We start from the raw sequence: 19,336 nt of genomic DNA, 5'->3' as shown, positions 1-19,336 counted from the left end.
AAAATCAAATGATATCGTCTTTTTCCTTTTCCTGGGCTAATTTCCAGCCTGTCATAAAGTGCTGTTCACGTAAAGAACGCAACTCGTTATAGTCACTATCCAGGCTATCAATTGCATCCTGCAACTTTTTATTTTGCTTACGCATCTGATTTAGTTCTGGATCATTGATCACACCCTTAAGATGCATTTTTGCCGCTAATTCACGTCTTTTTTGTTCAAACTCTCCTTTAAGTGTTGCCAATGCATTTTCATACTTTACCAGCTTCTGGTTGACTTGGGGAATCTGGCTGTTCAGCTTAACAAACAATTCATAAGGCATATTTGACTTAATTCGATTACATTCCTGACAAGAAAGAATTAAATTATCGAGATCATTATTGTGTGAAAGTGAAACGGGGTCCTTATGATCAACACTGCGTCCCCTTCGGCCACAGTATTGACAGCGGTAATGGTACTTGGCCCGAATACGCTCACGATCAATATAGTCGACTTCATTAAGTTTAAAATCAACACTCAAGCCCATTTTTTCAAGGTTTTCGGCAAAGGTTAATTCAAGCTTGGGAAGAAAATCGCTCTTTCCTGTTTCACTGTCAATTATTGCTTGATTAAAGTCAGTTCGTTTAAGCTGCTGTTGCGCTAACTCATTTCCATCGTAATCTTGGATAAAGGCCTCATAACTTTTTCGCTGATCTTTTTTGGTGACCAAAAAAGCGGCCTCTTCATCATCTTTCGTTGTTTCATTTTTGCCAACAAAAGTATAGAGCAGTCCTTGGGCAAAGATAGCAACCGCCATATTGGCAAAGTCCGCTGGTTCTTTTCCACTTTGAATACAGATATCACAAATGCTGGTCAATTGTGGATTCATTAACCCCGCTTGTTTAAAGTGTCTTGAATTGATGCGCAATCCGCATGCACTGCATTGAAATTTCACTTTACCACTGCTCCTTTTGGCTAATTGCTTCTTAAGTCAATTTTACCCCAAATTATGGTAAGAAAAAAAGCGGATCACAATTGATCCGCCTCTATCGTTTTTATTTCAGACTATTTGTTTTCGTCTGCTTTGGCCTTGTTCAAGAAAGCAACAACTGCTGCTACGTGAGCAACACGCTTCTTACCGTTTTTCTTGTTCTTAGGTCTTTGGTTTGGTTCACAACCAGTGTTGTAATTTTCACCTTTACGCATAGTACTATACTTCCTTTCAGATTTTCGAAAATCTCATTTAGTTTACCACGTAAGGCTCAAGCAGGCAAGGATGCTTCTTTAAAAGCAACTTATTACCATTTATTTTTTCACAAAAACAAAAAGACAATCTACATAGAGTATTACATCAGAAAAGAATCAGAATCAAACTAAAAACTCCGTTTGAACATCGAAAGTTACTAGCTAATACAGTATCCTAATTTTAGGGTTCACATTAAAGTAAGGAGAACCCAGTGAACAAATCAAAATTTTAGAAAAAGATTCTGACATTATCCGCTTTTATTGCCTTATCTATGCCAGCTGCAACTGTCTCTGCAATTTCAGTTATTGTAAATCTGCCAAAGAATCATTAACAAGTCAAGCTCAGCAACTACAAGAACAAACTGAGCAGCCAATTAAAGAGAAAGGCCATTCCCAACAACCGCAACAGAATCTAACGATTTCTCTGATTCAACAAACATTACTGATAAAAAGCTTAGCAATACATATTTCCACAAGACTTTTACTCGTAACGGTAAAAAGTACTATTGAATTAGTCCTAAGAGTAATCCAACCGTTGGATATATTAATAAAAATGCAGTAACAACACCAAATTAAGTAAAAATTGACTGTAGATGATTTGAGAATGTGCCGTACAAGGGTGATAAGCAGGTTCTATACCACGAATTTTCCTCTTATCAAAAATCTGGTGACAGTGTTAAAAGCAACTGTAAAACAAGAATTTTGTCACAAAGCAATTACAATTACATAGTTAATGCGTTTTTTATATGTAAAGAAACTACCAACAATAAGCAAGTTCTCTTAAAATAACACTTGTATTGTTTTTAGAAGTTGTATATCATATGCATAGTGATGTAATAATTATATATAACTCCGAAGTTGCTAATGCAGTAGATGTAAAGGCAAGTTCTGCTAGAAGCTCTGATGAATTTAAAAAGGCTTACAATACAGGTAAAAGTAAGGGTATTATTACTGACGAAAATATGTCCTATAAGGATTTTGTGAGTTTATGTAAAAGTTCTGTCTTCCCTGCTTATTTAAACGCTGTTAAAGAAGATTCAACTTTAACATTCCAATCCTTTATTGCTCAAGATAATTATGAAGTTTCTCCTGAAGATAGTGGAATTACTAGTTCAGCTTTACTTCGTGCAACAGGTAGTTCCTCATATAATATGCAAGCAGGTGATATATTAGTAGTGTGGGGTTCTAATTCTATGGATAAGGCAACGGCGATTGGACACGCTGCTATTGCGAGTTCTTCAAAATATATAATGGAAATGCCTGGGAAAAAAATTTCCAAACATGCTACTCATACAAAAAAAGCAACATTTTTTAAGAGACATACTGGAGGCCCTAGGTATGTTGAAGTTTATCGTATAAAAAAACACCCCAAATATGCGAATAAGGCTGCTATTTATGCATATCGTCACATGTACCTTAAAGACAATCCAAGTTATATGATAACTACAAATCTATACCACAAGAGTCCTTCATATTGTTCAAAATATGTTTATCTTGCTTATTGGTGGGGGGCAACAAAGTCTGCGCTTAAAAAATACAAGAATGGTGGACAGTATATTGTTACGCCGCATGGATTAACTGATACGTTCGTCGGTTCATTTAAACCAACAAGAATACATAAAATATCCACTTATTAACAACTGAAGGGAAAATATGAGAAATTTGAAAAATAAGAAAACTTTGAGAGTAGTTAAAATTCTATCTGTCATTTTAGAACTTTGGGGTATCTGGAACGGCTTTTGGTGGTTTTATAGTGAAGTTGGTGCATTGGGACCAGTTGCTATACAGGAACCAGCAGACCGCGTCTATCCGATTGCTTACATTGCTGGTGGAGTATTATTGGTTACCGTGTGTATATTACATGCGATTGAAATATTCACTAAGCTTAACGTCAAATTTTTTATGACGATTTGTTGTAGTGCGCTGGTTTATAACCAAGTCATTGATCATATTTTATTAATCGCTATCTTAGATGATGAAATTCCAAGAACGATAAATGCTCTAGTTACAGTAGCTGTAATGCTACTTTTAGTTTATTTTAAAGACAAGATATTGGAGAACTAATTTTAAATTTTCAGTACAGAGATAAGTAAAGTGTTAGGCTACTATGTAGCTTGATGCTTTTTCTCTTGATTCTGTGGTCACAAGCATATTATATATTTTTCAATTTAACAGATGAGAGTCTTGCAAGTATGTAATTACATGCTAGGAAGTTTATCGTATGAAAAACCATCCAAAATATGCAAAGAAGGCTGCTACTTATGCATATCGTCACATGTACCTTAAAGACAATCCAAGTTATATGATAACTTCAAATCTATATCACAAGAGTCCTTCATATTGCTCAAAATATGTTTATCTTGCTTATTGGTGGGGGGCAACAAAGTCTGCGCTTAAAAAATACAAGAATGGTGGACAACATATTGTTACACCACATGGATTAACTGATAATTTCGTGGGTTCATTTAAACCAACAAGAATACATAAAATATCCACTTATTAACAACTGAAGGGAAAATATGAGAAATTTGAAAAATAAGAAAACTTTGAGAGTAGTTAAAATTCTATCTGTCGTTTTAGAACTTTGGGGTATCTGGAACGGCTTAGGATGGTTTTTTAGTGAAGTTGGTGCATTGGGACCAGTTGCTATACAGGAGCCAGCAGACCGCGTCTATCCGATTGCTTACATTGCTGGTGGAGTATTATTGGTTACCGTGTGTATTTTACATGCGATTGAAATATTCACTAAGCTTAACGTCAAATTTTTTATGACGATTTGTTGTAGTGCGCTGGTTTATAACCAAATCATTGATCATATTTTATTAATCGCTATCTTAGATGGTGAAATTCCACGGATGATAATAGCTCTAGGTACAGTAGCTGCAATGCTACTTTTAGTTTATTTTAAAGACAAGATATTGGAGAACTAGTTTTAAATTTTCAATACAGAAATAAGTAAAGGTGTTAGGCTACTATGTTAGCTTGATTCTGTGGTCACAAGTATATTATGAATTTTTTTAATTTAACAGGTGCAAGTATGTAATTACATGCTAAAAACCATCCAAAATATGCAAAGAAGGCTGCTACTTATGCATATCGTCACATGTACCTTAAAGACAATCCAAGTTATATGATAACTTCAAATCTATATCACAAGAGTCCTTCATATTGCTCAAAATATGTTTATCTTGCTTATTGGTGGGGGGCAACAAAGTCTGCGCTTAAAAAACACAAGAATGGTGGACAGCATATTGTTACGCCGCATGGATTAATTGATAATTTCGTGGGTTCATTTAAACCAACAAGAATACATAAAATATCCACTTATTAACAACTGGAGGGAAAATATGAGAAATTTGAAAAATAAGAAAACTTTGAGAGTAGTTAAAATTCTATCTGTCGTTTTAGAACTTTGGGGTATCTGGAACGGCTTAGCATGGTTTTTTAGTGAAGTTGGTGCATTGGGACCAGTTGCTATACAGGAGCCAGCAGACCGCGTCTATCCGATTGCTTACATTGCTGGGGGAGTATTAATGGTTGCCGTGTGTATCTTACATGCGATTGAAATATTCACTAAGCTTAACGTCAAATTTTTTATGACGATTTGTTGTAGTGCGCTGGTTTATAACCAAGTCATTGATCATATTTTATTAATCGCTATCTTAGATGATGAAATTCCACGGACGATAGAAGCTATAGTTACAGTGGCTGTAATGCTACTTTTAGTTTATTTTAAAGACAAGATATTGGAGAACTAGTTTTAAATTTTCAATACAGAAATAAGTAAAGGTGTTAGGCTACTATGTTAGCTTGATGCTTTTTCTCTTGATTCTGTTGTCACAAGTATATTATGTATTTTTTTAATTTAACAGATGCAAGTATGTAATTACATAGTAGGTAGTTTATTTTGTTGTATCATGTTTTAGCATAAGCAAAATTTTGAATATTAACTAAGTAAAAAAGGACATTAACCATTGTTTAAAGTGGCCCTCCAAATTTAGGACAAATTTGGAGGGTTATTTCTATGGCTAAATTAGCTAAACCAGGAAAAACTGAAATCTATTAGTTTTGGCTAATTATAAAGTTGATGCGACTGAACTCAGTCGGCACTATCGGATTAGAAGGTCTAAAGAGATTATAGCAAGCGAGAAATGTTTTATGGGTTTGAAAAGCAGTTTAAAAATCTCAATGAACTGGAAAATGTAATCAGAAAAGAATCAAAAGCAACCTAAAAGGACTAACTCCGATTACATGTCGGAAGTTAGTCCTCTGTTAGCAGCTAATAAAGCGTCCTAATTTTAGGTTTCACATCATAGACTGCTTTGCGTTTAATTAAAAAGTTTTAGCGTATTAGTTGCCATTATTTTTACTTATTATATTCATTAACTGTGACAGCACCGTCAATCACGCCGCCATCGTCAGCGAGACTCATTGCCGCATTCTTTTCATCAACAACTAAGTCGTTACCTAGATATTGCATTTCAGCAGGACTAGTATATAAGTCAAGGCCTGCATTGTTCTCAACTTCAATTGAAAAGTCAGGGTCTTTTTGATCCAAAATCACAAATTGAAAACTTGAACCAACGGTGCATGTACCACCAACGTCAGAATACTTATTAGAACCATCATTCAATGATAACAAAACTACTTGGCCATCTTTAACTTGGCCCTTAATCTTATCTGCAGCTTCAGGTTTGATATTTACTTTAACAGTTTCTGAATTACTCATAATAAAATTACCCCCTAATCTTTGTCTGTTTCCCTAAGTATAGGGTATAGTAAGTTGTGAAGTCAAAAATTATGTTTATTAATCTTGCAGCCTTTTTGCTAGCCAAAAATATATATTGCGAACACAGAAAAAAAAGCTCAAAATAGACTTATTGACTTTGGATGATTGTAATGTGTGAAAGGGGACATTTTATGACCGTCTTAAAAAAAGTTTTTAGTGACCGCATTTTGCAAATTACTGCAGTGGTGACACTGATAAGCCTTTTTTTCGCTAGACCGCGTCTCGAAGACATTAATTTACATACAATTTTTTCTGTAGCTGCAATGCTAACTATCATTCAAATCTATGCTTACTTGCATGTTCTTGATGTTTTAGCCTATAAATTGACTAGTATTGCTGATAACATGCAGAAACTGAATATCTTGTTCACCTTATTAGCAATCATCTCTGGAATGTTCTTAGGCAATGACATAACTGCTCTTACCTTGATTCCACTATATTTAAATATTGCCAAAAGATGCGATTTGCCACAAATTTTGCCGGTTACGTTAATTGGCATGGGCGCAAATATCGGCGCCGCGTTTACGCCATGGGGTAATCCACACAACATTTTTCTTGTCAGCAAGTACTCTGTTAATGCCATTGAGTTTTTCTCTTGGTCATTGCCATTACTACTTTCTGCTTTGGTGATTGCATTCATTATCTTTCACTTTATTCCGCGCACCAAGATTCCAGTTCAAGATATTAAACAAATTGATATTAGTGTACGACCAACTGTTATCACTACCGCAGTTTTCGCTCTGTTCTTTTTGGGTGTCTTTAAAGTTATCAATGTAGTAATTCCAATGATTGTTGCGATTATCTTGGCTCTACTAATTAATCCCAAAATTTTACTAAAAGTGGATTACGCGCTATTACTAACTTTTACCTGCTTTTTTATTTTCATTAGTGATATCCAACAGATTCCAATCGTCGTTAGTTTGATTCACGCAACGGTGAATTCTGAAACTTCTACCTACTTTACTTCCATCCTCTCAAGCCAAGTCATCAGTAACGTACCTGCAACTATCTTAGTCGGCAAGTTTACCACTCACGCCAAGGCGCTGTTTCTAGGCTCTAATATCGGTGGCTTTGGCTCACCAATTGGCTCAATGGCTAACATGCTAGTACTCAAAACCTTTACACAAAATGCCTCAGTTTCACGCGGTGAATTTTTCAAAAAATGGATTGTGATGCAGTTCGCCGGTTTGCTTATTTTGACTTTAATTGGTTGGATACTGCTTATAGTTTAAAAGTTAATTATTTATTAGGTTTTACCAGTAAACGCTGTGTAAAGCCTTTTTTTATATTCAAGTGCCCAGTTATCAGTTATAATTAACTAATATTATTCTAGGAGGAAAAACAATGTCTAATCTTACCTTAACAATTTGGATAGCCGTAATTATTGTCGTATTAATATTGGCAATTTATATCGCTATCTACAATGGCTTGCAAAAAGCCAAAGTATATACTGACGAAGCTTGGAGTCAAATTGATGTTCAGCTAAAGCGTCGTAACGACTTAATTCCTAACTTAGTTGAAACCACCAAAGGTTATGCTAAGCATGAAAGTGAGACGCTTGAAAAGGTAGTTCAACTGCGTAATCAATTAACTAACATTCCTAATGATGATCACGCTGAAACTTTAAAGGTATCGAATCAACTTTCAGATAGCTTAAAAACTATTTTTGCTTTATCAGAAAACTATCCTGACTTAAAAGCAAACCAAAACTTTGCTAAATTGCAAGAAGAATTAACTAACACTGAAAACAAAATCGCTTATTCAAGACAGCTTTACAACTCATCTGCTGCTCTTTACGATCAAAAACTATTAACCTTCCCTTCAAATATTGTTGCTGGAATCCACGGCTTCAAAAAAGTTGATTACTTGCAGACAGCCGAAGCTGAAAAAGAAGTTCCTAAGGTTAAATTTTAGATACTAATCTCATGTTATTTCAACAAATTGCTCGTAATAAACGAAAAACAGCTGGCATCATGGTGGTGTTTACGCTCATTTTAGCTCTTGCTGGCGTTGGATTCGGCTATCTTTTTGCGGACAATCCAATCTTAGGGCTAATTATTGCCCTTGTTGCTTGTGCAATCTACCTGCTAATAGTTTTGCCTAATCCAGCTAATTTGGTAATGAGCTTAAATCATGCCCAAGAAGTTCATGAAGATGACAATCCCGAGTTATGGCATGTTGTTCAAGACATGGCTCTTGTTGGTAAAGTCCCGATGCCGCGCGTTTTCATTATTAATGATGCTAGTCCAAACGCCTTTGCAACAGGGCGGGACCCTGAGCATTCAGCAGTGGCAGTTACACAGGGACTCCTCGACATGATGAATCGTGAAGAACTCGAGGGCGTTTTAGGACACGAAATTTCTCACATTAGAAACTATGATATTTTAGTTTCAACCATTGCAGCTGTTTTAGTAGGCGTTATTTCATATTTATCTGGTATTGCCAGCCGCTATATCTGGTGGATTGATGATGATCGTGATAGTGACAATGATAGTAACAACGCTATTGTAATGGTTTTTAAAATTGTTGCGATTGTCTTTGTTCTTATTTTGGGACCACTTTGTGCTAGTCTTGCGCAAATGGCATTATCGCGTAATCGCGAATACTTAGCAGATGCTTCCTCAGTCGAATTGACACGTAATCCGCAGGGATTAATATCTGCTTTGAAAAAAATTGACGGTTCTGATCCAATGAAACAAGCAGATCCAAGTAGCGCGGGAATGTACATCGAAAACCCACTTCATAAAAGGGGTGCTACGCATTTATTTGATAGTCATCCACCTACAAAAGACCGAATTGAGCGGTTAGAAAAAATGTAATTTTAGTTATTAAAAAATGCATCCCTTAATAGTGGTGCATTTTTTGTTCATTTTATTTCAAATTAATATTGGCCTGTCTAAACAGTTCAGCCCGCATTTGAACAGGCGTTTCATGATAGTACTCACCAAACTTTTTATAAAAGAATGATTTTCCATTATAGCCTACTCTAGTAATAACTTCCTTGACTGAAATATCAGGACGGGCAAGTAAGCTGCGCGCCTCTTGCATTCGTCTCTCGTCGACGTGTTCGACAAAACTTTTACCAGTCTTCTGCTTAACCAAGGTCGAAAAATAATTCGGATTCAACCCAAAATGTTTGGCTGCTTCATTCAAAGTAACATCGGCAAAGTTCTCATCAATGTATTGTTCCAAGGCTGTTTGTGCAAATTTAGGTGCTGCAGTCGGCGCCTTTTCAAAGTCCTTGTTTCTAAGTGCTGCTACAAATAAGATACTAAGCTCGGCAAGCACCATGTTTTCAACAAAAAGATCCTGATTAAGATATTCATCAATAATCTTTTTCATTATTTGTACAGAGTGCGACATTGCTGAACAGTTTAGATTTAATAGTCTGTTTGTTGTCATTAGCTTACTGATGTGATCAATTACAGCTTTTTCTTGCTCACTAAAGTACTGTTTCTTTTTTAAAGTAAATTGTTCGGACAACCTTTGACTAAGTTCTATTTTAACTAGCAAATCTTTTTTGCCCTGCTTTTCCACTTCATATTCACTCTTTTTTTGCAAAAGAATAATATTACCAGCAGAGATCGTGAACGCCTGACCATTAATTTTGGTTTTTGTAGTCCCAATAGCTTCATAAAGAATCGTTAGTCCTGTTGTTTGATAACGATGGACACCGCCGTTATGATTTTCGAGGTTAATTGTAAATAAGTCAAAGTCATTACTGCCTGGACTCAATCTTATTTCATTGGAATCAGAAGTAGTTGCATCAACTACACTTGTTAAATACTGTTCCTGTTTTACAGTTGCCATAGTTATCACCCGCCTATTAGTACCTTTTTTTCATAATTTTATTATATCGTAATTTTTAGCCCTAAGTTGGACTTGAGCTATCATTTTTAACAAAAACCCGTATGCTTTTTTCACTTCTTGATGCAATCTAGACAAGTACTAGGTTCTTTTTGTATAATGAGCATGAATATACTAAAGGGGTGCCGTTAGGCTGAGAACATACCCATTGAACCTGCTTTGGACAATGCCAGCGAAGGGAAACTAATTATTTTGCGCCGTTGAACATCATTGTTCAATGGCTTTTTATTTATCTTGGTAAGAAAAATTGATTAGAACAAACCAGCTCTCATTTTCATATGACGAGCAACAGAAAATACTTAATAACATTACACTCGAAATTCCAACCGGCAAATTTTCGCTACTCATTGGGCCTACTGGCTGTGGTAAGTCCACTTTATTAAAAATTTTAGCCGGCCTTTATCCTAAATATGCTGGTAAAGTTAGCGGAACAGTTGAACTAGATGGATTACGTTCCGCGATGATGTTTCAAAATGCCGGTGAGCAGTTTACTATGGCAACACCACGAGAAGAAATAATTTTTGCTCTCGAAAATCTACACCTAAGTCGTGATCAATATCTAGAGCGGCTCAATGATGCAACCAAGTTTACGCAAATTGAACAGTTACTGGATCAGAAAATCACGACACTATCGGGTGGTGAACAACAGCGAGTTGCACTAGCTGTCTTAGTCGCAATGGATGTTGATTTGTTTTTATTTGATGAGCCGTTTGCCAGCTGCGATCCTGAAGCGCGTCAATTTTTAATTACTAAATTGGCGCATTTAAGGGATAAAGGAAAAACGATTATTTTAACTGACCATGTTTTGTCCGGCTATGAAAACATTTGTGACTACTTGTTTCAATTTAAACGTGATAATGTCACGCTGCTAGATGAAGCAAATAAAAATGAACTATTGCATGATAGTCAACAGAATCACCCTTATACTTTTGCGCTTCCCGAAAGTGAAACACCATGTTTTGTTTTAACTAATGCTCAAGTTGAGCAAAATCGTATTCTGTTAAAGCAAGACCATCTAAACATTATTGCTGGCAAAACAACACTAATTACCGGTGCCAACGGTGTTGGCAAGACTTCATTATTTAATGTTCTGACTAAAATGCTCCCGTACAGAGGAAGTATTACCTACGACAAGCGTGAAATCCGTAACCAGACGACAAGAAAATACTTACTGGAAGTTGGGCAAATTTTTCAAACCGCAACCGACCAATTTATTGCCGTTTCGGTTGAAGACGAAATCAAGCTCAGTCTGAAGCAAGCAAAAGACAGCTACTTTACAGCAGGAAAAATAGCCGAGATGCTGGATTATCTCGACTTAAGTCAAACCAAAGATCAAGTTGTCTATTCTCTTTCAGGCGGTCAACAAAAGAAGTTGCAGATTTTATTAATGTTAATTTCTAGCCAAAAAGTGTTACTGATTGATGAGCCATTGAGTGGCTTAGATCATGAATCGGCACAAAAAGTCATGCATTTGTTGCATGAGAGTCAGAAACAGCGGCACCAAACGTTGCTTATTATCAGTCATGAATTGACTAATCTTGCCGACTGGTGTGACTACCATTTAGTTTTTAGTAATCATTATTTAACGTACAGTAATAAGTGAGGTAAAAGATGAATCCTAGTTTCAAATTTCTTTTAGCACTGATCATTTCAATTGAGTTATCGCTTAAAACTAGTTTAACAACCAACTTATTGGTAATTATTTTTGCTGTTGTCTATTTACTTACGCAAAAAATCAAATTTAAAAGTCTATTGTTTACCCTGCTTACGCCATTAATTGCAGCATTCACCATTTTTGCAACTCTTTACTGGTTTGCCCCGCAGCCTAACCTCGAAAATGCACTCAGTCTGTCTAGCCGTATTTATGTCTACACACTAACAATCTGTTGCGTATCGATCAAAACAACTGCAGAAGAATTAGCCCGTTCTCTTGAACAGAATTTTCATTTACCAAGTAAGTTTGCTTATGGCGTCTTGGCCGCATTAAATATCATCCCCCAAATGAAGCGAGCAGTTAAGCAAATTCGCATTGCTGGAATGATGCGCGGAGTTTACCTCAGTTTTTGGTCACCTGTTTTATACTTCAAAGCCATCTTGGTAGCGCTGAATTCAGCTGAAAATCTGGCGCAAGGAATGGAATCTCATGGCTACGTCGAAGGTGCGAAACGCTCGGTGATTGTTGCCGTGCCACTTAAAACCAGTGATTGGCTATGGAGTGGTGTCATCTTAATATTAGTCAACCTTGCACTGCTTACCTTAAAGTAACAAAAAATAGTTCCATCAAGTTAATACTTTTTGGAACTATTTTTATTTACTCAAATGAATTTCTCGATCAAACATGCTATTCATGCGTTCATTGAAGTTATGTGCAATGAAAACAACGGTATTAGGCTTCTGCAATAGTTGTTGCAAGATCTCCAGTGTTGCTGTTTGATCAATCGCGCTGGTTCCCTCGTCAATTAATAAAATATTACTATCATGGACCTGTGCACGTGCCAAAATGATTTTTTGTCTTTGCCCACCGGAAATATTCAGCTTTTGCAGATTAATTTCAGTATTAAGACCTTGTGCAAAAGATGATGTATCAGTGAGACCCATATTTTGACCTACTATTTCAGCCAGACCATCCAGCTGATCGTTAAACATTGTAATATTACTTTTAACAGTACTTGGGAACAAAATAGGATCCTGTGCAATATAACCGATCTTAGTAAGATCAGGCTCAATAATTTCACCTGCTTGATTCATAAACTCAAGTTGTCCTGAGCTAGGCGCAAGAAAGTTTAGAATCAATTTAAATAAAGTTGATTTACCCGCTCCACTATCACCAGTAAGTAAAATCTTCTCACCATACTTGACCTCAATATCTGGAAATTTTAGGGTTTCACCATTTTGAAATTTCACTGCCAAGTCCTTTGTCCTGAAGGCGTAGGGACTTTCATGAACTTCAGTTTCACTATGCTCTCGTACAGGTAAAGTTTCCGCGGTAATCTTGTCTCTTAATGAACTAGTGCCCTTAATTAAGCCTAAATAAAATGGCAAATATTCAATCCCAATAGACATATAAGTACTAAAATTACCGATAACAGCAATTGCACCGAAAGGAGCCATATGGCCTTTAATTAGCACCCCTGTCCATACAAATAAGGCAAAAATCATTATTTGTGAAATACTCCCAGTAATAATTGATAAGACTTGCTGTTTCGCAGTTTGGTTTAGTTTTGCCTCCTCCAACTTTTTTGCACCTACATGCATCACCTTCATTAAGTGTTCGCCCGCTGCATAACGTTGCAATTCGGTAATTCCACTGAGCCATTTTTCAATCAAATCTAAATATTGACTATTTTTAAGCGACACATTCTCCATTGCCTTTTGAATTGGCTTATCAATTAGTTTAGGCAAAAATATTGAGCATAAGACTGTTAGTAGGGTTATCACTAACAGCGTCCAATTAATCGTCAACAATGCAATTACGGAAAAAATAATATAGCCAAGAAAATTACAGATAGTTGGTAGCAAGTTAAAGTACTGATCATTTACCATGTTCAAATCATTTGTCAGTTGATTCTCAACTTCAGCGACTTGATACGTTCTTTTTTCATCATAAAGATGTCTAAGAATCTTGCCCCTTAATTGCTGATTAAATTCCCTAATATGAATAGCTAGTAGATAGTTGGACACCATATCAAAAAAGTTGGAGAGCAGGTAGCCCAGTAATGAGGCAAGCACGATTATTAGCCAAGCCTTTTTGTTATGGTCTCGTAAAGTGTTAATTTCCAACATATTAAGGTAAGCAGCAGCAATTAAGACAAAGGGCTGCATTAGACTTGAAAAGGCAATTACCCACACCCGTAAGCGATTCGTCCGATAAAATGTTTTAAAGTTCATCTTTTTTCTCTTTGTTGCTTACTAATTTAATTTCTTTATCAAACATTGCCTTAACTTTATCGTTCAAATTATGAGCAATTACTACAATCGTTTTGTCAGAAGTAGTCAGCTCGTGCATGATTTTTTCTGTAGCAGCACTATCAATTGCACTCGTAGCCTCATCTAACAGAACAATGTCATTTTTAAAGATTTCTTCCCTTGCCAAAATAATTTTTTGCCGTTGACCACCAGAAAGGTTGCCTTGATCTAAGTCAACTTCAGTATTGATTCCTAACGGAAAACGGGCCACATCTGTCGTTAATTGAACTTTGTTAAGAACGTCTGGTACCTGATCTAAAAGTTGTTTTTTGAACATCGTAATATTGTCAGCAATCGTACCAGGAAATACTTTAGGATCTTGTGCTAAATAGCCAATTTCATTTGGAGCAGGTGAAAATTGCTTGCCTTCTTCCGTTTTAAAAATAATTTCACCGTGATACGGTTTAATTTCACCTAAAATTGCTTTAAACAAGCTGGACTTACCGGTGCCGCTATCACCCGTTAGCAAAACTTTTTCACCCTTGTTGATAACAAAGTCAGGATATTGAAGCTCCTTTTTTGACCCATATTTCAGCGCCAAATCGTGGATTTCAATTTTATTAATCGAACTGTTTGAAACGGGTTTGCTCTGCACTTTTTCGGTCAATTGCTTAGTCTGATGATTGACGCTCTGCGTGGATCTAATTTTGACTGTAGCAGCCGTGATGGCCATAACTGCAGAAAAAACATTGTATGCAAAGGCTGTAGACGACAGCACTGCACCAATTTTGATATACCCAGCAAAAAACAAAACACCCGCCAGAAAAGCAATTGAGATTTGACCAACTGTATTGCCAACACCATTTATTGCACTAGAGTACATTTCTACTTCGGTCCGTTTCACCTTAGACTTCTCTAATTTGTCTGAATATTTGCTCAGCTCCCTGTTTAGCATTGACCACGAATTATACCGTCGCAATTCATTTAAACCAGCAATCCAATCGCCGATTACGGTCAAAAGTTTTCCGTTTTGTTGGGAGACTTGCATATTTGCTTTAGCAGTTCGCTTTGCCATAACCTTAGGCAAATATAAGTCAAGAACAATGAAGAAAGCCGTCACTATGGCAAAAATCCAGTTAAGGTCAAAGAGTGCTCCCACCGACATTAAAATAATGAATAGATTACTCAAAATCTCAATCCAAGGTAGTGCATATTTACTGGTTAGTAAATCAAGGTTACTTTGTAACTGGTTTTGCATCTCCGCGGTAGTCAAATTGTTGGTTACATAAAAGTGCTTAACCATTTTGGTTCTTATTTCATCTACATATTCTTGAATTTGTTTATTAAATAAATAAGTAGCGATTGGCAAAATAAAAAAGCCAGAAATAGTAGGAATTAGTTCAATTACCTGCCAGTAAATAAAGCCGCCTAGGTTACCACTTCCCAAGTTGTTGATGGCGTATTGATAAATATATAGATCAAGCGTTCCAGTAACAGCGTATACGAAGTACAGCAAAATCACACAAAGAGCGCGCTTATTATTGACTTTAATCAGTCCTGATAACGTCATCGTGTTGCCTTCCTAATAAAATTAAATATTTATTAAATAAAAATAATACTATAGAAGAATCTGCTGTTTGTAAATAGTTCTTGGCTACTTATTTTTTAAACGCAACAATATTCCATCATGCTGCCCTGAGAAATTGCACCTGAATTAAGGCTACACTAAAAGGCCTGATGCCGATTGAGTATCGACACCAAGCTTTAGTAAATAATCATCAATATTGTTGATTCAATTTTTAGACCAATAAGCTTAATACTATTTGCTTAAATTATACGCAGTTATTTGAGTCATAACTGGCTTATCTGCAGTTAAAACTATCCTTGGTTCATGCTCAGTATAGTAGCGTTCTGAAAAGACTAATTCCCCATCATTTATAAAGAACTCAACCGAGCTTGTATCGATAAAAATGCGGAGTTTAAGTTCATCACTTGTATTCACCTGGCCAAAGCGCTTAGCATCATTTGGCTTTTTATCGCTGCGCTTTATAACGACTTCATTTGTAGCACTATTAAAAGTTAGCGTTAAGATGTTGCCCATGCTTTCTTTCAAAGTAAATACTATCTGCTTACCTTGCCAATTTTCTAATGAAAAGTTTAACAGTAGTTCTACATGTTGGGCGTCAGAAACATTGATCTGTTCATTTTCCACAGCAAGTTTCTGGTCCACTTCTTTTTTCTGCCGCAATGCTATTAGTTCTTCCACCGGTGTCATCAGCAAGCGATTATCTTTTAACTTCAGTTCACGCGGCAAAGTTAATGCTCCTGACCACCCGTCTGCCTGCTCGGGAAAGTTTGAATGCCACATGTCCATCCAGCCAAATAGAATTTGCCTGTTATCTGGCGTGCGCATTGTTTGTGCAGCATAAAAATCATGTCCATGATCTAGTTCGGTAAAGCTGCCATGTTCAAAACGATTATTTTGATAATCCATCTGGCCAACAAAATAACCTGTTTGGTGGCAATTTAAGTACTTTTTACTGGCTGACTCGATGCCTTGTGGTGAGCAAAGCAAAATATCCTTACCATTTAAAGAAAAGAGGTCAGGGCACTCCCACATATAACCTTCTTCAGCAACATTTATGGCTTCAGCGATTGGCCCTAAATATTGCCAGTGGTATAAGTCATTTGACTGGTAGGTCAAGACTCGTCCCAGTCCTTCTTTACTTTGACTTCCTATTACCAAATAAAATTTGTCGTTATGGCGCCACACTTTAGGGTCACGAAAGTGTTCCGAGTTATCAACAGGAGCAGACTCAATAACCGGGTTATGGTCATACTTTTTAAAATGCACACCGTCTTCACTAAAGGCCACATTTTGCGTTTGACAGAATTGCTCGTGCTTATTGTCACAGTAGCGATTTCCGGTATAAATAAGAAAGAGACGATCGTCTTTTTCAATTGCACTACCTGAATAGCAGCCATCACAGTCTGGCTCGCTGTCAGGAGAAAGGGCAATTGGTAATTCTTCCCAATGCACTAAGTCCTTACTGCGACAGTGTCCCCAGTGCATTGGTCCCCATTCAGCTGAGTAAGGATGATATTGATAAAAAATATGATAGTAGCCCTTAAAATAAGAAAAGCCATTTGGATCATTCAACCAACCTGCAGGCGTTGAAATGTGATAATTTAAGCGATAGCGCTCGTTTGTTACTTGGACTGCTTTTTTCATCATTTACTCCTTTCAACCGAATAAATTCATTCACCGTCATTAAAGCAGAACTTTATTAATTAAACAAATAAAAAGGGAACAAAATAATTTGTTCCCTTTTAACGTGGCAGTTTTCCCCCAACTCAATTAACACTACTTATGATAAGGACTGCCATTATTAATCATAAACCCGCGATAAATTTGTTCAATCAGCACAACACGCATCAGCTGATGTGGCAGAGTTAGTTTGCCAAAGCTAATCAAATCATCTGCACGCTTATTCACAGCCTGACTTGTTCCAAGACTGCCACCAATTACAAAAGTTACGTCCGAATGACCGTAGAGAGCCAAGTCACTCAGTTCTTTTGCAAACTCCTCACTAGTACGTTCCTTACCCTTAATTGCAGTTACATAAACGTACTCACGCTCCTTTATTTTGCTTAAAATTCTGTCACCCTCAAGCTCCTTGACTTGCTCCTGCTGTGCCTCACTGAGCTTCTCAGGTGCCTTCTCGTCTGGGACTTGCACAATTTCTATTTTTGCAAAGCGACTCAGTCTTTTTTGATATTCCGCAATTGCGTCCTTGAAATATTTTTCCTTTAATTTGCCTACGCATACAATCTTAATATTCATGATTCCTATTTTATCCCCTAATTCGCATTGTTTCCACCTAGTTTTTCCACACCTGTGAATAAACTTTTTCTATATTTTGTGCCCCTCTTGCAAAAGGGACCGATACCTAGTGCTACTTAAAAAAATTTGGCCTGGTTTGTCAAATTTACCCACATTTTGCCTTTTGATAATTATTATTCACAAACTTTAGGCTCTAATCGTTGTTGCACCGGTTTGAACAGTTGTTTGTTTTAACTACTTAGTGTTATTGTTTACACACAAGTCACAGGTTATGCACAGTGATCTTACAACTACTACCCCATATTTATGCACAATCCACAAAGTTTTCCACAGTTATCAACAAGTTATTTCAAAATAGTTTTTCCTTGACAGCCTAAAAAGTCGAACTATTTTTTGTTCCGCAATTATTTTGTTAATAAAAAAGCTATGCCAGCAATTAAAATCGCTTGATATAGCCTTTCTTATCTTTAATTAATGAATATTCTCAAAACTAATTAGATTCAAGTTTTGCACGTAAATTAATTTCTTTTCCACCACGGTTAACGGTTAAAGTCACCGCATCACCAATTTTGTGATTATACAAAATGGTGTGTAACGATGCGACATCTGAGACTGTTTTGTTGTCAACCTTAATTATTACATCGCCAATTTTAATTCCTGCATGTGCGGCAGAGCTATTCTTGTTCACAGTTGCGACATATATTCCGTCCTTTAAATTGGACTTAATATTGAGGTGTTTGCGGTAACTTGAAGGTATTCCTTGCAAAGCAATGACCTTAACGCCAAGTTGTGGTCTAACGATCTTACCCTTTTTAACAAGTTGGTTAACAATATTGACTACTTCGTTAGAAGGAATTGCAAATCCCATTCCTTCAACTGAAGTACCATCACTTGATTGAGAAAGTTTCATTGAGTTAATCCCAATCACTTGCCCAGCAGAGTTAACTAGTGCACCACCTGAATTACCTGGATTGATAGCAGCGTCAGTTTGGATAACCGTTTGTTGGTTAGCAGAAGACGTCGTAATGCTACGTGCAGGCGCTGAAATGATCCCCTGCGTAACCGTTGAGGCGTATTCACTACCCAGCGGTGATCCAACTGCAATAACAGTTTGTCCAGCCTGCAGGGTCTTAGAATCACCAAATTCAGCTGTCTGGGTGACGTAGCCGGCATCGATTGCTAAAACTGCCAAGTCAGTTGTTGCGTCAGTTCCAACAATTCGCGCGTCTACTGTTTTACCATTAGACAGCATTACCTTTACCTTGTCACTACCTGAAACAACGTGGTTGTTAGTGACGATATAGCCTTTATTCCCCGTTTTCATGTAAATAACGCCGGAACCTTCACTATAGGTTTGGAGCTTGCCACGCTCTTTTTTACCGTCATCTTGATCATCGCCAAAAATATCAAAAATTGAGTTACTACTACTACTTGATTGGCGCTTTAAGTTAATGACAGAAACAACAGCTCCTTTAACATCATTATATGCAGGAGTCATTGTGCCACTTGTTTTAGCACTATTTTTTGAAGTCTTTGAACTACTAGAAGTAATACTTGTTTGTGCATCATTGCTATTTAAATTAGCATTATTCATCTGATCAATGGCAAAGTATGAAGCTCCACCACCAATTAGTCCCGCAACAACGCCAACGATAGCCGTCTTAACTAAACCATTTTGTCTATGTCTAGGGTTTCGATTGTCCATTTTT

Annotated in this window: 19 protein-coding genes and 1 riboswitch; of the genes, 10 read left to right on the top strand and 9 right to left on the bottom strand. The window is 36.7% G+C overall.

What is annotated here, in order from left to right; translation table 11 throughout:
* Positions 1–4 precede the first annotated feature (4 nt).
* Together H3R21_RS05910 and H3R21_RS05905 are read right to left on the bottom strand one after the other, a co-directional pair.
* On the bottom strand, positions 5–931 hold the full coding sequence (locus H3R21_RS05910) for an HNH endonuclease signature motif containing protein (protein WP_198183752.1): 927 nt from the start codon (positions 929–931) through the stop codon (positions 5–7).
* Between the two features lie 110 nt (positions 932–1,041).
* Positions 1,042–1,182, bottom strand: coding sequence for a hypothetical protein (locus H3R21_RS05905; protein ID WP_090094091.1), 141 nt, complete (start codon positions 1,180–1,182; stop codon positions 1,042–1,044).
* Between the two features lie 860 nt (positions 1,183–2,042).
* Here H3R21_RS05905 and H3R21_RS07485 point away from each other — a divergent pair.
* From H3R21_RS07485 to H3R21_RS05880, 5 genes are all read left to right on the top strand, one after another.
* Positions 2,043–2,858: a hypothetical protein gene (locus tag H3R21_RS07485; RefSeq protein WP_232352345.1), complete on the top strand. Its 816-nt coding sequence runs from the start codon at positions 2,043–2,045 to the stop codon at positions 2,856–2,858.
* Positions 2,859–2,874: 16 nt separating this feature from the next.
* Positions 2,875–3,285 (top strand): hypothetical protein, encoded by a 411-nt coding sequence (locus H3R21_RS05895; protein WP_198183749.1) that lies wholly within the window; start codon positions 2,875–2,877, stop codon positions 3,283–3,285.
* A 157-nt stretch (positions 3,286–3,442) separates the two neighbouring features.
* Entirely contained in the window at positions 3,443–3,724 is a 282-nt protein-coding gene (locus H3R21_RS05890; RefSeq protein WP_198183747.1) for a hypothetical protein, read from the top strand.
* Positions 3,725–3,740: 16 nt separating this feature from the next.
* Positions 3,741–4,151 carry a hypothetical protein gene (locus tag H3R21_RS05885; protein WP_198183745.1) on the top strand — a complete coding sequence of 137 codons (411 nt, stop codon included), beginning with the start codon at positions 3,741–3,743 and terminating at the stop codon, positions 4,149–4,151.
* 417 nt (positions 4,152–4,568) lie between these two features.
* A complete protein-coding gene (locus H3R21_RS05880; RefSeq protein WP_198183743.1) occupies positions 4,569–4,979 on the top strand; it encodes a hypothetical protein in 411 nt (136 codons plus the stop codon).
* A gap of 608 nt (positions 4,980–5,587) precedes the next feature.
* On the opposite strand, the gene H3R21_RS05875 is transcribed toward H3R21_RS05880, so the two are convergent.
* The gene (locus tag H3R21_RS05875; protein WP_198183741.1) at positions 5,588–5,950 is read right to left on the bottom strand and encodes an iron-sulfur cluster biosynthesis family protein; all 363 of its coding nucleotides are present in this window, start codon (positions 5,948–5,950) and stop codon (positions 5,588–5,590) included.
* A 191-nt stretch (positions 5,951–6,141) separates the two neighbouring features.
* On the opposite strand from H3R21_RS05875, the gene H3R21_RS05870 reads away from it, so the two are divergent.
* The 3 genes from H3R21_RS05870 (at position 6,142) to htpX (ending at position 8,829) form a co-directional block, all read left to right on the top strand.
* Positions 6,142–7,242: an SLC13 family permease gene (locus tag H3R21_RS05870; protein WP_198183738.1), complete on the top strand. Its 1,101-nt coding sequence runs from the start codon at positions 6,142–6,144 to the stop codon at positions 7,240–7,242.
* Positions 7,243–7,354: 112 nt separating this feature from the next.
* Positions 7,355–7,924 (top strand): LemA family protein, encoded by a 570-nt coding sequence (locus H3R21_RS05865; RefSeq protein ID WP_198183736.1) that lies wholly within the window; start codon positions 7,355–7,357, stop codon positions 7,922–7,924.
* Between the two features lie 11 nt (positions 7,925–7,935).
* On the top strand, positions 7,936–8,829 hold the full coding sequence (gene htpX / locus H3R21_RS05860) for a zinc metalloprotease HtpX (RefSeq protein WP_198183734.1): 894 nt from the start codon (positions 7,936–7,938) through the stop codon (positions 8,827–8,829).
* A gap of 52 nt (positions 8,830–8,881) precedes the next feature.
* On the opposite strand, the gene H3R21_RS05855 is transcribed toward htpX, so the two are convergent.
* On the bottom strand, positions 8,882–9,820 hold the full coding sequence (locus tag H3R21_RS05855) for an AraC family transcriptional regulator (RefSeq protein WP_198183733.1): 939 nt from the start codon (positions 9,818–9,820) through the stop codon (positions 8,882–8,884).
* 165 nt (positions 9,821–9,985) lie between these two features.
* Positions 9,986–10,077, top strand: a riboswitch (TPP riboswitch).
* A gap of 47 nt (positions 10,078–10,124) precedes the next feature.
* Here H3R21_RS05855 and H3R21_RS05850 point away from each other — a divergent pair.
* Together H3R21_RS05850 and H3R21_RS05845 are read left to right on the top strand one after the other, a co-directional pair.
* Entirely contained in the window at positions 10,125–11,480 is a 1,356-nt protein-coding gene (locus H3R21_RS05850; protein WP_198183731.1) for an ATP-binding cassette domain-containing protein, read from the top strand.
* Between the two features lie 8 nt (positions 11,481–11,488).
* The gene (locus H3R21_RS05845) at positions 11,489–12,142 is read left to right on the top strand and encodes an energy-coupling factor transporter transmembrane protein EcfT (protein WP_198183729.1); all 654 of its coding nucleotides are present in this window, start codon (positions 11,489–11,491) and stop codon (positions 12,140–12,142) included.
* 42 nt (positions 12,143–12,184) lie between these two features.
* Here the strand turns inward: H3R21_RS05845 and H3R21_RS05840 are convergent, their stop codons facing one another.
* From H3R21_RS05840 to H3R21_RS05820, 5 genes are all read right to left on the bottom strand, one after another.
* A complete protein-coding gene (locus H3R21_RS05840; protein WP_198183726.1) occupies positions 12,185–13,765 on the bottom strand; it encodes an ABC transporter ATP-binding protein in 1,581 nt (526 codons plus the stop codon).
* Positions 13,755–15,353 carry an ABC transporter ATP-binding protein gene (locus H3R21_RS05835; RefSeq protein ID WP_198183724.1) on the bottom strand — a complete coding sequence of 533 codons (1,599 nt, stop codon included), beginning with the start codon at positions 15,351–15,353 and terminating at the stop codon, positions 13,755–13,757. The genes H3R21_RS05840 and H3R21_RS05835 overlap by 11 nt, the downstream gene beginning before the upstream one ends.
* A gap of 249 nt (positions 15,354–15,602) precedes the next feature.
* On the bottom strand, positions 15,603–17,015 hold the full coding sequence (locus H3R21_RS05830; RefSeq protein WP_198183722.1) for a sucrose-6-phosphate hydrolase: 1,413 nt from the start codon (positions 17,013–17,015) through the stop codon (positions 15,603–15,605).
* A gap of 132 nt (positions 17,016–17,147) precedes the next feature.
* On the bottom strand, positions 17,148–17,627 hold the full coding sequence (gene rlmH / locus H3R21_RS05825; RefSeq protein ID WP_198183720.1) for a 23S rRNA (pseudouridine(1915)-N(3))-methyltransferase RlmH: 480 nt from the start codon (positions 17,625–17,627) through the stop codon (positions 17,148–17,150).
* A gap of 490 nt (positions 17,628–18,117) precedes the next feature.
* Positions 18,118–19,332 (bottom strand): S1C family serine protease, encoded by a 1,215-nt coding sequence (locus tag H3R21_RS05820; protein WP_198183718.1) that lies wholly within the window; start codon positions 19,330–19,332, stop codon positions 18,118–18,120.
* Between the last annotated feature and the right edge of the window lie 4 nt (positions 19,333–19,336).

This window comes from Lactobacillus sp. W8172 (assembly GCF_016102055.1).
GTDB lineage: Bacteria > Bacillota > Bacilli > Lactobacillales > Lactobacillaceae > Lactobacillus > Lactobacillus apis_A.
The sequence above is the reverse complement of the archived record's forward strand: the minus strand, read 5'-3'. Positions and strand labels throughout refer to the sequence as shown.